This window comes from Bacteroides hominis, from assembly GCF_033042785.2.
Lineage (GTDB): Bacteria > Bacteroidota > Bacteroidia > Bacteroidales > Bacteroidaceae > Bacteroides > Bacteroides hominis.
This window is the reverse complement of the sequence record NZ_CP178829.1, coordinates 164,364-180,692: the sequence shown is the minus strand read 5'-3', so window position 1 is coordinate 180,692 and position 16,329 is coordinate 164,364. Positions and strand designations below refer to the sequence as shown.

11 protein-coding genes and 1 pseudogene are annotated in these 16,329 nt (G+C 44.0%); 11 read left to right on the top strand and 1 reads right to left on the bottom strand.

All coding sequences use genetic code 11. The features are described from left to right. Positions 1 to 3 precede the first annotated feature (3 nt). From tpiA to R3O62_RS00800, 8 genes and pseudogenes are all read left to right on the top strand, one after another. Positions 4 to 759, top strand: coding sequence for a triose-phosphate isomerase (gene tpiA / locus R3O62_RS00835; RefSeq protein ID WP_005781610.1), 756 nt, complete (start codon positions 4 to 6; stop codon positions 757 to 759). Positions 760 to 851: 92 nt separating this feature from the next. Continuing rightward, positions 852 to 1,301, top strand: coding sequence for an SPOR domain-containing protein (locus R3O62_RS00830; protein ID WP_005781608.1), 450 nt, complete (start codon positions 852 to 854; stop codon positions 1,299 to 1,301). 2 nt (positions 1,302 to 1,303) lie between these two features. Next, positions 1,304 to 1,888, top strand: coding sequence for a GTP cyclohydrolase I FolE (gene folE, locus R3O62_RS00825; protein WP_005821937.1), 585 nt, complete (start codon positions 1,304 to 1,306; stop codon positions 1,886 to 1,888). 124 nt (positions 1,889 to 2,012) lie between these two features. Further along, positions 2,013 to 2,585 (top strand): RNA polymerase sigma-70 factor, encoded by a 573-nt coding sequence (locus R3O62_RS00820; RefSeq protein ID WP_005781604.1) that lies wholly within the window; start codon positions 2,013 to 2,015, stop codon positions 2,583 to 2,585. 125 nt (positions 2,586 to 2,710) lie between these two features. Continuing rightward, a complete protein-coding gene (locus R3O62_RS00815) occupies positions 2,711 to 3,646 on the top strand; it encodes a FecR family protein (protein ID WP_005781602.1) in 936 nt (311 codons plus the stop codon). 161 nt (positions 3,647 to 3,807) lie between these two features. Further along, entirely contained in the window at positions 3,808 to 7,188 is a 3,381-nt protein-coding gene (locus R3O62_RS00810) for a TonB-dependent receptor (protein ID WP_005808647.1), read from the top strand. A gap of 10 nt (positions 7,189 to 7,198) precedes the next feature. Beyond that, positions 7,199 to 8,812: pseudogene (locus R3O62_RS00805) on the top strand (RagB/SusD family nutrient uptake outer membrane protein). Positions 8,813 to 8,862: 50 nt separating this feature from the next. Further along, on the top strand, positions 8,863 to 10,389 hold the full coding sequence (locus tag R3O62_RS00800; RefSeq protein ID WP_032531407.1) for a sulfatase: 1,527 nt from the start codon (positions 8,863 to 8,865) through the stop codon (positions 10,387 to 10,389). 135 nt (positions 10,390 to 10,524) lie between these two features. On the opposite strand, the gene dnaG is transcribed toward R3O62_RS00800, so the two are convergent. Continuing rightward, positions 10,525 to 12,528, bottom strand: coding sequence for a DNA primase (gene dnaG / locus R3O62_RS00795; protein ID WP_317473048.1), 2,004 nt, complete (start codon positions 12,526 to 12,528; stop codon positions 10,525 to 10,527). 1,053 nt (positions 12,529 to 13,581) lie between these two features. On the opposite strand from dnaG, the gene R3O62_RS00790 reads away from it, so the two are divergent. From R3O62_RS00790 to R3O62_RS00780, 3 genes are read left to right on the top strand one after another with little or no spacing between them, the layout of a single operon-like run. After that, complete coding sequence (locus tag R3O62_RS00790) at positions 13,582 to 14,193, top strand: hypothetical protein (RefSeq protein ID WP_032531403.1); 612 nt, start codon at positions 13,582 to 13,584, stop codon at positions 14,191 to 14,193. A gap of 2 nt (positions 14,194 to 14,195) precedes the next feature. Beyond that, positions 14,196 to 14,894 carry a hypothetical protein gene (locus R3O62_RS00785; protein WP_005808640.1) on the top strand — a complete coding sequence of 233 codons (699 nt, stop codon included), beginning with the start codon at positions 14,196 to 14,198 and terminating at the stop codon, positions 14,892 to 14,894. Next, a complete protein-coding gene (locus R3O62_RS00780; protein ID WP_005808638.1) occupies positions 14,864 to 16,180 on the top strand; it encodes a hypothetical protein in 1,317 nt (438 codons plus the stop codon). The genes R3O62_RS00785 and R3O62_RS00780 overlap by 31 nt, the downstream gene beginning before the upstream one ends. The last annotated feature ends 149 nt before the right edge of the window (positions 16,181 to 16,329 follow it).

The following is a 16,329-nucleotide window of genomic DNA, read 5'->3' as shown; positions in this document are numbered from 1 at the left end:
AAAATGAGAAAAAACATTGTTGCAGGAAACTGGAAAATGAACAAAACCCTCCAGGAGGGTATTGCTCTTGCAAAAGAACTGAATGAAGCATTGGCTAACGAAAAGCCTAACTGTGATGTTATCATCTGTACTCCGTTTATCCACCTTGCTTCTGTAACTCCTCTTGTAGATGCTGCCAAGATTGGTGTTGGTGCTGAAAACTGCGCTGATAAAGAATCAGGTGCTTACACAGGTGAAGTTTCAGCCGCTATGGTTGCTTCTACAGGTGCTAAATATGTCATCCTGGGTCACTCAGAACGTCGTGCTTACTACGGTGAAACAGTTGAAATCCTGAAAGACAAAGTGAAATTGGCTTTGGCTAACGGTTTGACTCCTATTTTCTGTATCGGTGAAGTTCTGGAAGAACGCGAAGCTAACAAACAGAACGAAGTGGTTGCTGCTCAGTTAGAATCTGTATTCGATCTTTCTGCAGAAGACTTTGCTAAGATCGTTTTGGCTTACGAACCGGTTTGGGCTATCGGTACAGGTAAAACTGCTACCCCTGACCAGGCACAGGAAATCCATGCATTTATCCGTTCTGCTGTAGCCGGAAAATATGGAAAAGAAATTGCCGACAACACTTCTATCCTTTACGGTGGTAGCTGTAAACCTTCTAATGCAAAAGAACTGTTTGCCAACCCGGATGTTGACGGTGGCTTGATCGGTGGTGCTGCTTTGAAGGTTGCCGATTTCAAAGGTATCATTGATGCATTCAACTAATTAAAAGATTAAGAACTGGAAGTTGGGAATGTTGGTTATACCAATCAATCCATTCTCAATTTTCAGTTCCCCATTCCTCAATTGACAAGCTTATGAAGAAATTGAGCTTACTGTTTTTACTATTGGTTCTTGCGGCAGGTGTACAGGCTCAAAGCGATATTGTGAAGAGTCTGGAACGTAATGTGCCGGGACAAGGGAAAGTGACCATTCATCAAGATCCACGCATTGCAGCTTTATTGGGTAGTGTTCCTCCCAGTACCGGTGAACAGAAGATACTCAAGTCTTCCGGATACCGGATACAGACTTATGCCGGCAATAATACTCGCCAGGCCAAGAACGAGGCGCATAACGTAGGCTCCCGGGTTAAGGAGTATTTTCCGGAACTTTCCGTTTATACCTCTTTCAATCCTCCCCGCTGGTTGTGCAGGGTAGGCGATTTTCGTAGTATCGAAGAAGCTGATGCCATGATGCGCAAGCTGAAAGCAACCGGTGTGTTTAAGGAAGTCTCTATTGTTAAAGATCAAATCAATATCCCCCTGTAATTATGTTAGAAAAAGAAGAAATCAATTCTCCGGCTTTGGAGGATTTAAAGAAGCATTATCGCAGTATTATCACTCTTTTAGGTGAGGATGCCGAACGGGAAGGTTTACTGAAGACCCCCGAACGTGTTGCTAAAGCTATGTTGACTCTGACCAAAGGTTATCACATGGATCCGCATGAAGTGCTTCGTTCGGCTAAGTTTCAGGAAGAATACAGCCAGATGGTGATTGTGAAAGATATCGATTTCTTCTCTCTTTGCGAACATCATATGCTGCCTTTCTACGGCAAAGCGCATGTGGCTTATATTCCTAACGGTTATATCACCGGACTTAGCAAGATAGCCCGGGTGGTAGATATTTTCTCTCACCGGTTGCAAGTGCAGGAGCGCATGACGCTCCAGATTAAAGAGTGCATCCAGGAAACCCTCAATCCATTGGGAGTGATGGTTGTCGTTGAAGCCAAACACATGTGTATGCAGATGCGTGGTGTTGAGAAACAAAATTCTGTAACTACTACTTCCGATTTTACAGGTGCTTTCAACCAGGCTAAAACCCGCGAAGAGTTTATGAATCTGATTCGTCAGAGATAAGTCTGGTGTAGTATATTATTGGTATATAGGGGCAATCGCGCTGAATTTATTAGTATTTAAGTTTGTTTATATAGCTTTTGTTTTTTATTTTTGCGCTGAATGAATTAATTTGTATTTCCAGCGTATGCCCTCCAATTCCAGTGACTTAATCCGGTTCAACAAGTTCTTTTCCGAAAATCAGCAACGGTTTATCCGGTTTGCATGGACTTATACGCGTGACGAGATCGTAGCCGAAGATATCGTTATGGAGGCTTTAATGTCCTATTGGGAAAACCGTCTTAAGATCTCTTCTGAGATCAATCCTTCTGCCTATGTCCTTACGGTCGTAAAGAATAAGTGCCTTAATCATCTCCGCCATTTACAATTGGTCAATGAAGTTTCCGATCGCGTCAGTTCTCATTCAGAATGGGAGTTGTCCAATCGTATCGCCACTTTGGATGCCTGTGAACCCAGTGCTTTATTTGCCGGAGAGGTGCAGAACATTATCGATCATGTGATTTCCCGTCTGTCCGCCAATACCGCCCGGATTTTTGTTCTGAGCCGTTACGAAAATAAATCCCACAAAGAAATAGCCGAGATAATGGGAATGACTGTAAAAGGCGTTGAATTTCATATCTCCAAAGCCACTAAAGAGCTTCGTGTAGCTCTGAAGGACTATCTGGTCTTGTTCCCTTTCTTATATGACTTCCTCACTTAAAAACCATTCAGAAAAATGTATTACGGGTATCCGAAGAAGGTACTGCCCATAAAAAAAAGAACTTTTTTACTAGGGAGGCAATCTGTTTGCGTGTTATTAAGATGAATGCAGATAAAAACAGACCTATGAAAATAGAAAAAGAAATATTCTATCGCTACTTTAACGGGGATGCCGGTCCTGAAGAAGAAAAGAAGATCCGCCAGTATATTGAAGCTTCCGAAGAAAACTGGAAGGAATATCTTCGGGAGAGGAAATTCTTCGATACGATTATTCTGAAGGAGCGGGCCGTTTCTGCCCAAAAGCAGGCCGGGCGACGACGGATGATCCGTAGAATCGGTTTTGAATGCCTGAAGGTGGCGGCTGTTCTGCTGATTGCCTTGGGGACAACGTATTTTTGGCTTAACCGACCCTCCGAAACAGAATCGAGAAGTGTGGTCAGCACTTTGAAGGGACAGATGGCGAACATCACTCTTCCCGACGGCAGCCGTGTCTGGCTTAACTCCAATACCCGAATTGAGTATCCGCAAAACTTTGCAGATAAAAGACGTGACGTAGAGATAGACGGCGAAGCCTATTTTGAGGTAACGCATGATGCAAAGAAACCCTTTGTGGTACATACTTCCGAAAAAGAACAGATTGAAGTACTCGGCACCCGGTTTTATGTAGAAGCCTATTCGGGTACCAAGGAGTTTGAGGCAGCCTTGATAGAGGGAAGTGTCCGTGTGAAAGCAGGCAATTCCCAGTTAACGCTGCGTCCTTCGTACAAAGCCGTACTTAAAGGGGGCAAAATGACTGTCGAAAAAATCACTGATTTTGATACTTACCGTTGGCGTGAAGGACTGATTTGTTTTAAGAGTAAACGGTTTACTGAAATACTGCGAGAGTTTGAAAAGTATTATGGTGTCGGGATAGGATTTGATGCCGCCAAAGTAGACAATCCGGTACTCACTGTCAAGTTCCGCTTGTCCGACGGAATAGAATATGCATTACGTGTTTTGCAGAGGGACGTGAACTTTAAGTACGTCCGGGATGATGAGAAGAATACATTTACCATTAAATAAATTGTTGAACCTTTAATAAGAATACTGCCTATGAAGAATACCGCTTAAATCTGATTGAAACAAAAGGCCGGTAAGTACTGCAATACCTACCAGCCTAAAGGAGAAACATTCTTCTTTTACCTGAAAAAGAAAAATATTAAATGAATTTATAAAGCAAAGATATGAAAAATACTCGTTGCACGGATTTTTATGTACCTAAAAATTCGTCAATCAAACCATTATTTAAAACTATGAGAGTCACTACATTCTTACTTTTCTTTTGTGTATTCGGTGCCATGGCAGGTACTGTCAATTCTCAGAATGCAAGAGTGTCCATTAAAAAAACGAATGTCCCTTTAGAGGAAATACTGAATGAGATAGAACGTCAGACAGATTACCTGTTTATGTACTCGAATGCTGTCGATGTGAAAAGACACGCATCAATCCATGTTTCAGAGAAACCCGTATCGGAGGTCCTGAATCAGCTGCTTGGAAATCAAGTCTTGTACGAGATGGAAGGAACACACATCATTTTGTCCGACAAGCACAGCCCCCGGAATACGATAATCGTACAGCAGGAAGACAAAATTCCGGTGAAAGGGAAGATTACCGACATGGCGGGTGAGCCCATCATAGGTGCCAGTATACTTGAGAAGGGCACTACCAACGGAATTATAACAGATCTCAACGGCGGCTTTTCGTTGGATGTATCTCCGGGAGCCATACTTGTCATCTCGTATATCGGATATGCCAAACAAGAAGTCAAAGTGATTTCCGGCAAGACTCTGAATATAAAGATGAAAGAAGATGCCGAGTTGCTGGACGAAGTTGTTGTCGTGGGTTACGGTACGCAGAAGAAAGTAAACCTGACAGGTGCTGTTGAGACCATCGAGTCGGATGTCATTGAAAACCGTCCCATCCGTAGTGCCACGGATGCACTTCAGGGAACAGTATCGGGGCTGACAGTCAGTTCGGGTACCGGAAAGCCCGGAGAGTTTGCCTCTTTCAAGATACGTGGAAACACTTCCATCAATAGCGCCGGTGCTTTAGTGATTATCGACGGTATGCCGGGAGATATTAATGTGGTAAATCCACAGGATATTGAAACCATTTCAATATTGAAAGATGCCGCTTCTGCTGCTATTTATGGTGCACGTGCTGCCGAGGGAGTGGTATTGGTGACTACTAAGAAGGGGGCTTCGGAGAAGGTGAAGGTAGAGTATACCGGTAATTTTTCTTTTAATTCTCCTACGCGTTTACCTGAAAGCAATACGGGATTGGACCATGCATTATTATCCAACGTTGCATTTGCCAATGCCGGACTGGCCGCTCCTTTTTCACAGAAAGCAATTGATGCTATTAAAGATCCCAATACCATTGCTATTCCTAACGGTAAAGAGTGGATATATACTTCGGATGTGGACTGGATCGGTCTGATGATGGATCATAGTTTTCAGCAGACCCATAACCTAACTATTTCGAAAGCATCTGATCGTTTGAAGTATCTCTTTTCCATCGGCTGGCTTGATCAGAATGGAATGTTTTCTGAATATGGTCCTGACAATTATGACCGTATTAATCTCCGCTCAAATATCAGTGTTGAATTGATAAAGAACAAGCTGTCGTTTGATAGCCGTATCAGCTATTCACGGGGAGTAAACCTCTATCATGCTGCCGAAGGTTCGTGGTCAATTCCTTATATCACTTTTATACAGGCCGGTCCCAATATGCCTATTTATGATCCGAATGGAAATTATTCCCGCCACCGAATGCAGTTGAATCCGATTCAGGCCTTGAAAGAAGGCGGTGAAGGGCGTACCCGTAATCAACGGATTGAAGGAGTATTTACTTTAGAGTATAAACCGGTGAAAGGTCTTTCTCTACGGGCCGTCGGAGGTGCGAATATTCTTGACGGACAAAAAAAGGAATGGCGTAGAGCTTATGGAAAATATGGTGTGGAAGGTTTAATCTCGACTGCTTTTGGACAGAAAAGCCCGAACTCTGTAACGCAGAACAATTCCCATCGACAATATCTGACCGGGCAACTGATTGCCGAATACAAAGGTGTATTTGGAAAACACGATATTAATGTTCTTGGAGGATGGTCGGCAGAAGAGAATCTGTATGAAGATCTTCAGGGAAAACGTACCGATATCATAGGAAATGAACTGCCTGCGCTTAATCTGGGTGATACGGACGGATGGTCGAATGGTGCCGATGAAAATGAATGGGCATTGGTTTCAGGATTCATGCGTATGAATTATGCGTTTGCTTCCAAATATCTGGTTGAGGCCAACTTCCGTGCGGACGCTTCTTCACGTTTTTCAAAAAAGCACAGATGGGGTGTATTTCCTTCCGCTTCGGTCGGCTGGCGAATTACGGAAGAGAAGTTCATGAAGAATCAGCGCATCTTCGATAACCTGAAGCTGCGTATTTCCTGGGGACAGTTGGGAAACCAGAACGGGTTAGGAATGTATGACCATATTGCCAGTTATAATATTAAGGGGTACTATCCGTTTAAGTCGGAACTCGGACAGTGGGCCGTCATTTCCAAACTGCCATCGGAAACAAGAACCTGGGAAACGGTAGAAATGAATAATTTTGCGGTAGACATGGCGTTTCTCAGAAACCGTCTGACAGTGACCGGAGAATATTTCATCAAACGGAACAAGGACATGCTGGTCAATGTCGAGGTTCCGAGTGTGATTGGAGTCGATGTGCCTACCGGCAATTATGGAGAACTTGAAGTGAAGGGCTGGGAAGTGACCGTAGGCTGGCAAGACCGGATTAAAGACTTTTCCTATAGTGCCCGTTTCAACTTATCCGATCAGAAAGATAAGCTCGTCGATTACGGAGTGGAGTATAACGGATTTGTGGCCGGTGTCAATCAGAAAGTTCAGGGATATTCTCTGGGGTCAATCTTCGGATACCGCACCGACGGATATTTCACGTCTGAAGAGGAAGTTAAGAATTCGGCTGCTTATAATAAATCTATTACCGGTGTAGGTGATATTAAGTATGTTGATAAAGACGGAGATGGAAAGATTTCAGCTCCTAACGATCTGGAATATCTGGGGACTACCACTCCGCGGTACACCTTTGGATTGAATCTGACTGCGGCATGGAAAGGGTTCGACCTGGGAATACTGTTCCAGGGCGTAGGCAAAAGAAATTTCTATTTGTCGAGTGAGGTGATGAATCCCTATTATGCTACCTGGAATAACTTCTCCTATAAGATGCACAATGACTATTGGACTCCGGAGAATCCGAATGCAGCCTTTCCGCGCTATTATGCCGGAGCCAATCATAACTATCAGATTTCCGACCACTGGTTGCAGAATGCGGCTTACGTACGTCTGAAAAATCTGCAACTGGGATATACGATAGACCCGAAACTGACCAAATCATGGGGCATCCAGCGCTTGAGAGTCTATTTTAGCGGCGATAATCTTTGTGAATATAGCAAACTGAACGATAACTTCGATCCGGAGCTGTCTAATGTAGACGGATATGTATATCCTATCATGAGAAACTTTTCATTTGGACTAAACGTGACATTTTAATTCTTGAATTATGAAGATGAAAAATATATATCTTTGGTTGCTGACTGCAATCGTATTGTGTGGCTGTAGCGATTTCCTGGATCGGGAACCTAAAACCAATCTTTCACCTGCCAGCTTCTGGAAGTCGGAAAGCGATTTGAGACTGGCCACCAATGTGTTTTATCAGAATATGAATCGTTCGTATACATTAGATAACCAGAGTGCGGACGGTTTTGCTAACGTGAGCAATCAAGTCAGTTCGGGAACTCAGAGTCCGGGCAATACAGATGCTATCTGGACTGCGGCGTATAAGCAAATCTGGAATGCCAATAATTTTCTGGAGAATTATCAGAATGCCGAAGTCTCGGATGCCGTCAAGAACCGTTATGCCGGTGAAGCCCGGTTCTTCAGAGCCTATTTCTATTTTAATTTAGTGAAGCGTTTTGGCGATGTTCCCTATGTACTGAGCACGCTCGATATGGACTCGGAAGAATTGATGGGCCCCCGCACTCCTAAAGAACAAGTGATTGCAGGTATCATCGAAGACCTTGAATTTGCGGAGACCCACATTCCGCTGAAAAGCAAATTGTCTACCGACGTGGGACGACTGACCAAGGGAGCCGCCCAGGCAATGCTTGCCCGTGTGGCGCTCTATTGCGGCACGAGAAATAAGTTCCACGGTGACGGAGAGTATAAGAAATATCTTCAGATAGCCAAAGAAGCCAGTAAGCGGCTGATTGACACGAAAGAATATTCTTTGTATAAAGATTACCGCGATCTGTTCCTGCTTCCCGGAGAAGACTCGGGCGAGCACATTCTTTCATATCGTTATTCTGCTGAGGCCGATACATACAATTCCCGTATCCGCGCTACGATAGCCGATCCCTCTCACACCCCTACCAAAGTGCTGGCCGATGCATTTCTCTGTAAAGACGGGCTTCCTGTGGAGAAGTCTGCTTATAAAGTAGAATATCTGCCTGCCGGTAAGGAGTTTGAGAACCGCGACCCGCGTATGGCACTTACTCTCTGGAAACCGGGAGATCCGTTCCTGGGAAAACCGTTTGTGCCCAACCTTTCGAGCCAGACACGTACCGGATACATGTTCAAGAAGTATGGTGACGAAGAATCTTACTCGAATATGAAGTCGCGGATTGATGAAATACTGATTCGTTATGCCGAAGTGTTGCTTATCTATGCTGAGGCCTGTTTTGAACTGGAAGATAAGATCTCGGATGCCGACCTGAACCTTTCCGTCAACCGGCTCCGTGCCCGTTTCGAAGGTCATCCCGACCAATTGCCTGCTTTGACCAATGCTTTTGTAGAACAGCACGGTTTGAGCATGCGCGAAGAAATCCGCCGGGAACGCAGGGTGTAACTGGCTGCCGAATCGTTCCGTTACGATGACATTATCCGCTGGAAAACAGCCGAATCGGAATTACCGGTAGCCATCTTGGGTGCGAAGTTTGACTCGGCGCTCTATCCGACAACTATACCGGGAAAAGACGTAACTTTGGATAAGAACGGATTTTTGTTGGTACAGAAAGCAGAAAGCCGTACATTTGATGTTTCGAAACACTATCTCTTCCCATTGCCGCTTCGTGAGGTATCATTGAATCCGGCATTGGTGCAGAACCCCGGGTGGTGAGGCCGGATGACTGATATCGAGGATATATTCCATAAATAAAAAAGTATGTAATGAAAACAAATCGAGCTTTTAAAGAATTTTGTGTGTTAGGCGGCTTGGCATATTCCGTTTGCGGAGTGGCTCAGGAGCGTCCGAATATTATTGTTTTTCTGGTTGATGATATGGGACTGATGGATACTTCCGTTCCCTTTCTGACAGATGAAAATGGTCAGCCGACGCGCCATCCCCTGAATGACTGGTATCATACTCCGAATATGGAAAGACTGGCTAAACAAGGTATTTGTTTTTCTACTTTTTATGCGCAAAGTGTAAGTTCCCCCTCCAGAGCTTCAATTATGACCGGACAAAATGCGACAAGGCACGGTGTCACCAACTGGATTAATGCCGAAAGCAATAACCGGACTCCTTTCGGGCCGCCCGAATGGAACTGGAAAGGTCTCAGGGAAGATATGCCCACTATGCCGAAAGTTTTGCAGCAGGCCGGGTATAAGACCATCCATGTCGGAAAGGCACATTTTGGTTGTATGGGTAGCGAAGGAGAGAATCCGCTGCATCTTGGTTTTGATGTAAATATCGCCGGTTCCGGCATAGGACATCCCGGCAGCTATTATGGCGAATGGGGATATGGGCATATCAAGGGGGAAAAGGCAAGGGCGGTTCCCGACCTGGAAAAGTATCATGGGACGGACATCTTTCTAAGTGAAGCTTTGACGATAGAAGCGAACCGGGAGATAACCAAGGCGGTAGAAGAAAAGCGTCCTTTTTATCTGAATATGGCTCATTATGCGGTCCATGCGCCTTTTCAGGCAGATAAACGCTTTTTGTCACGGTATACCGATCCGGATAAGAGCGAACAGGCAAGGGCGTTTGCTACTTTAATAGAAGGCATGGATAAATCCTTGGGGGATATTATGGACCAACTTGAGAAGTTGGGAATTGCCGAAAACACCTTGATCTTCTTTTTAGGAGATAATGGTGGCGACGCCCCTCTGGGCGATGAACGCGGATATGGCTCTTCTGCTCCGTTGAGAGGGAAAAAAGGTACGGAGTTCGAAGGAGGCATGCGTGTTCCTTTTATTGCGGGCTGGGCAAAGCCTGAGAAAGAGAGTAAAGTGCAGAAGCGTTTACCGATTGAAGCGGGAGGTATGCAGACACAGTTGGGGACAATAATGGATATTTATCCGACAGTGTTGGCCGTGGCCGGATGTAAAGCTCCTCAGGGCTATGCGATAGATGGATTCGACCTCAAAAAGCAATTAAGCGGTAAAGTAAACCGGAGGCGTCCCGAGTCTTTCTTGATGCACTTTCCGCATGCTCACCGTGGCAATTACTTTACGACATATCGTATGGGGGACTGGAAACTGATTTATTATTATCTTCCCGAGACCCCGCAACAACCGAAGGCTCTGCTTTACAATCTGAAGGATGATCCTGAAGAAAGGAATGAACTCTCTTCTGCGTATCCCGATAAGTGTAAAGAGATGATCCGGAAAATGTCTGACCAGTTGGTAAAGGAAGGAGCTCTTTATCCGGTAGATAAGCAAGGAAATGAACTGAAGCCCTTTGTCTACTTCTGACAAGTGAAGGTTTACTGATACATCAAGAGGGTGTGTCGAGACTCACATTTTTTTCGACGCACCCTCTTTTTTGTTACAAACTGTATGTGTATCCGCTTCTTTAAGAAAACGATGGCGGTGCATAACCGGATGTGGTCAGCGCAACACCACCCGGTCGCCCAGGCGTTTGGCCATCAGGTTCTGTATTTCCTTCATCTCCTTATACCGTTGCATGACGGCGTCACATTGAGCGTTGTCATTGGCTATCGCAGGATCTTGCAGCGCATACATGATGTGCTTCAGTTCTTCTGCCACGATGGCATTCTTGAAGTTGATCATCAGCATCGGGACCATTTCGTACAAACGTTCTTCGTCCGTTACCAGCTTTTGTGTTTTCGAGTGATATTTACTCAGTTGATACCGGTCGCTTGCCAGTTCGGTGGCTATTGTGCTGATAGCCGGATCGGGGTGCGCCACAAAGAAACGTTCGGAGGCGAACTCCTGTTCGCGGATATGTTCGGCGGCTTCCGAGAGGATACGGCGGTGCAGCGGGTTATGGAACGCCAGTTCGTCTTCTTTCAGGTCGTTGATGACATACTCCACCACTGTGACCGGTACTTCGTTCCCCTCTTCATCCGTCATGTTGCACATCACCCTTTCTCCGTAGCGGATGATCATCTGGATGATAAGGCGTTCGTATTTGTAGAACTCCTGTCCCTCTTTGCCCTCCTGGGGGATAAACGACTGGTAGGTATCGATTTCTGCCTCTTCCGGCGGAAATGGAGAAGGTATCTCGCTTGCTTCCGGTACCGGAGCATGGTTGGCGACGGCCGGTTTATTCCCTTTCTCGGCCTGAAGTTCACGGCGCTTGGCCACTTCCGAAACCAACAGTTTGTCTTCTATCCGCAATAACTGTCCGCACTCTTTGATATAAACATCCCTGACGATGGCTTCCGGAATGACCGCGATGCTGCGTACGATGTCGTTTATCAGTTCCGCCCGTTTCATCGGATCTTTGCCCGCATCCTCCATCAGGAGTTGTGCCTTGAAACGTATAAAGTCCGTTTCGTGTTCCTGTATAAAGTTCTGGAACTCCGTGGCGTTGTGTTTCCTTGCAAAAGAGTCCGGGTCGTCGCCGTCGGGCAAGAGGCATACTTTGATGTTCATTCCCTCTTCGAGCAACATGTCTATGCCTCGGATCGACGCTTTGATTCCCGCCATGTCGCCGTCATAGAGCACGGTGATATTGTTGGTGAAACGGTGAATCAGCCGGATCTGTCCCGGTGTCAAGGACGTACCGGAAGAGGCCACTACGTTTTCCACCCCCGATTGGTGCATCGAGATCACGTCCGTATATCCTTCCACAAGGAAGCAGCGGTCCTGCTTTACAATGGCCTGTTTGGCAAAGTAGATGCCGTAAAGTTCGTTGCTTTTATGATAAATTTCCGACTCCGGAGAGTTGACATACTTGGCGAGTTTCTTGTTTTCCGTACTGAGCACACGCCCGCCGAACGCAACCACTTTGCCCGAAAGCGTGTGGACCGGAAACATGACACGTCCCCAGAAGCGGTCACGCAGTTTATGGTCGTCTGTCTCATAACAAAGCCCCGTCTTTACGAGAAACTCTTTTTTGAAGCCTTTGCGCATCGCCTCCTGTGCCAGAGCGTCACGCCCTTCGGTGCTGAACCCCAGTTGGAATTTGTCGATAATATCATCACGGAAGCCTCGCTGGCGGAAGTAAGCCAGTCCGATGCTGCGTCCGTCTACGTGGTTTTTCAGGATGTTCTGGAAATAGTCGCGGGCGAAGTTGTTGACAATGAACATACTTTCTCGGTTGCTCTGCACCTCTTTCTCTTCATTGGTCAGCTCCCGTTCCTTGATTTCTATATTATATTTCTTGGCCAGATAGCGGAGCGCTTCGGGGTAGGACATCTGTTCGTGCTCCATGATAAAGTGCACCGCGTTACCGCCCTTACCACAACTGAAGCATTTGCAAAGTCCCTTTGAGGGAGACACGCTGAACGAGGGTGTTTTCTCGTTATGGAAAGGGCAAAGTCCCACGTAGTTCACACCGCGTTTGCGCAGCGTGACGAAATCCGAAACCACTTCTACGATTTGTGCGGCATCGAGTATACGGTCTATGGTTGCCTGGTCTATCATTGTTTTATCTCCTTGCGGATGCAAATGTACGTGATATTTCTTGGATAATCAAATGGCTTTTCAGTGGATTCGGCAGGCCGTGCCGATTTATCGGATATTTGCTTTATGTCGCAAATACGGATTGTTTTGCATTAAAAAGTCAGCCAATAAGGCTTTTGTCTGGCGGATGCCCGATTGTTTTTGATCCAACGGGAGGAAGAAAAAGGAAATCGGCGGGCTTTTTCGGTTGGAGAGCCGGGCTTTTGAGTGGGCAGAGCCTTTGTCCGGGGTAAAAAGAGCCTTTGTTTTCCGAAAAAGACGGTTGCATTTCCACCGAAAGACGGTTACATTTTCCAAAAATGATTACTTCTTTTTCAAATATCTCTATATGTTTTTCATAATTACATATATTGTTCCGTTTAAGATCCGGATTTTCCCTGTTTTTCTCTCTGGTTGCTTGCCCGTCCCGGAACTTCCTTTTCTGCCAGAAAGGTACTCTCGTCACTCCTGAGTGGATAATATGATACAGGAAGAGCTCTTTGCTGCTCAATATGCTTCTTATATCGATAAATGCGATCAATCGGATCGGAGGAAAAATGAATTAGAGCCGTTTTTTCCTTTTTGCCTTTCCCTCGGGACTAAAGAATGAAAACTGAGCGTTTCTTATTATCATTTTGACATTTTGCTTGTTGTAGGGAGAATCCTGTTTCTGTTTCACGTTTGTGTTACTGTGTGATATGGGGAGAGTCAGTATTATAAAGGAAAGTGATGATTATCCGGGCGTAATATATGGGGCTCTTCCATTGATTCTGATGATTGTCCGGAAGAATTATATAAATAGATTTGTTATTGTTTATTATTTTTCTTTCCTTTGTGAGATACGGTCTAATACTTATTTTTATGAGGAAATACATTTATTTGATTCTATTATTACTGTTTTGTAATTTCGGATGTACAGACAGTAAAATCTGTGACAATGTTACGGTATTGCCTAATTCTGTTGCGATGTCGAGGTCATCCGATACTTCTCAAAGGCTATTTAAGTTTCCCATAAAACCGGGCAGTGCACAGTGGATGAGTTTTGAAACCCATCAGCAGAAAATAGATGCTTGCCGGATACCGGATAATTTATTACCTCTTCTTTCAACAGAAGAGTTGGTTGAAATCTGCATGGAATACCCTTTGCTGATAGATGCCTACGCATATAATAATATCGTTGAAGGCATGCAACAGGTCACTTCGACGTTTAATGGATTTCAGGAACTCTTCAAAAGGAAGGATAATTGTATTTGTTTGTTTGACTATTTAAAGTCTAATGATTTGAGGCAAGAAAATACTTTTGGCCTGGATGAAATAAATTTGGCGAAAAAAACTATTTATTATGCTTTGGCAGAGGTACTTCTTTCTTTTGACCGGATTATTCAAAATGCGGATGATGATCAAAAGAAACATATTGCTTTATTCTCCTGTGATTTAATAGAAAGTCAGGAACAGAAGCCTTCCGTATATGGTCTGTCTTCTATAGGAGCTTCAGCCTATCTTGCGGGGAGCGTCATTGCTAAAAAGAAATCCGTCACGAGAGCCGGTAATGTTCTTTCTGATTTTCTGATTCGTAAAATGATTCTGAATAATGAAGAGTTGCAAGAACTGAAAGATGTTTATAAGAATTCAATTAATAATTGGTGACTATGAAAAAATATTTGTTATGTTTAATGGTAGGCATTACGCTTGTTATGGCATGTAGTAATGAGGATGCCGATGGTGATTGTTATGGAAATTGGAGCAGTGAAAACAAACCGGTTTGGCTACAGGATAGAGTAAATGATATTGTTCATAAGGAATCCGGAGTCAGTTCTTACTATCCGCTATTGATCATGAGTGCTTATTCTTACGTGTATAAAAAGAATACCTATGTTGCCATTCAATATTTCGGAATACTGGGTGAAAAAGTTGTGCAGAATATTGAGTGTTATACAAGTTCCGGTGGTAAGGTAACTTCTGAAAAGGTCCGGAAAGCATATGATAATTCTGAGTCCGTTTTGTTATGGACCAATCGATTGGGAGATAAAGAGCTTAAAATAACCGGAGTGACGATTGGCGGTGTTGAAAATCCCACGTGGTTACAGGCTGAAATAGAACGCTTATCGGATAAGAAGATTCTGAATATAGGTATTTATTCCATAGAGTATGGTTCCAATATGTATGTGGCTGTTAAGCATTTCATATTAAGTGAGAACAACGAAATAGAAAGCCGTGTGGTGTATTATTCCGACGGTGGTGACTGCATTGAAACTTCAGATATGGTATTTCAAGAATTGGATAAATTGTTTAATCACGGAACTAATCTAAATTTATTATGGAACGTCTTTTTAGAATACAAGGTTTAATATGTTTATTATTATGTATTACTCCTGATATTGTCTGGGGACAAGTGTACACCCCGCAGGGTAGTTTAGTTAGCGATACATATGCAATTCCCGGATATTATTCGCCTGCCCAAAAGTTGGCTATCAAACAAGAATATGAGCAGGCATATCCTCGTGCCATTTATATAGATGAAGCTGATCCTACTTATAATTGTCATGCATATGCCTGGCATATTTCAGAGGGAGGTTCACATGTATGGATGGGGATGTCTACAAATCCAACGAGTATATATTGGGAGGATGGGAGCTATATTGAAACAACTGCTTCTGATCCGGAAGCGACAAAGGTTTCTTATCCGGATGATAATCATTCAGCTATTGTGTCTACTCCGTCTTATTATTTCATATCTAAATGGGGGAATACTTGCCTGTTCAAACATACAAAGAGTGATTGCCCGTATCAGCGTTCAAAAACACTTCGGTATTTTAAACTTTCGATGAAGATTTCCGGAAAGCAAGTTTTGGTTATTCCTCCGAGTGGGAATACTGTTACCTCTGAATATATTTTGTCTCGAGTACCTGTCGGAGCTTCTGTAGAATGGGTAGTAGATCGAGGGGCGGCAACTATTGTCAGCGGTCAAGGATCAGACAAAGTCCGGATAGCTTTTAGTTATAATTCTTCTGTAAGTGCCATAGTACATTGTAATACAGGTTTAGATGTAAAAATACCCTCTTTGCATGTTATTGCTTCTAAGTACCCTATTGTTACAGACATTGATCTGTTTAAATATGGGCAAGGAAATGGGGAATACACAGTGAAAGCTTTAGTCACGGACCCTACTTCCGTTTGTACATGGGAGTGTAGTGGACATTCGCGATTATATGAAATCCCTTATCCGGATGATGCCTCTTTCATTGAAAATCCCAATTTGTTTAGGGCAATTGATTTCTATGAAAGAGGGTCATATACTATTTCGGTATATGCGGCAAATGCGGTAGGAATAGGAACTTCTTTTAGTAAGACTTTTGATATACAGGATGTCAAATCTTCTTTTTCTTTCTCTGTCTCTCCCAATCCTGTAATAGGAAATGTTATGCAATTAGAAATTGTTAATAGGGTGAGAAGTGTCGAACAATTCACTATTTCGGTTTATACAGCCGACTACAGCCAGGTGGTAAAAGAGTTGGTAACTCCTTTAAGTAGTTTGATTGTAGATATCTCTTCCTTGGAGGATGGTGAGTATTGGGTGGAAGTAAAAGAAGGGGATAGAGTGTGCAAACAAAGGCTGGATATAAAGCGACAGTAGCTATTGCCCTTAACGTAAAAAAAGTAAGAAGGGGAGCAAGAAGAGTTAATTCTCTCTTCCTGCCCCCCTCAATCACATTTAGATGTAAATTTGAGCGTATGCCGAAACTCACCACAGAGGACACAGAGTAACATAGAGTGATTTTTAAG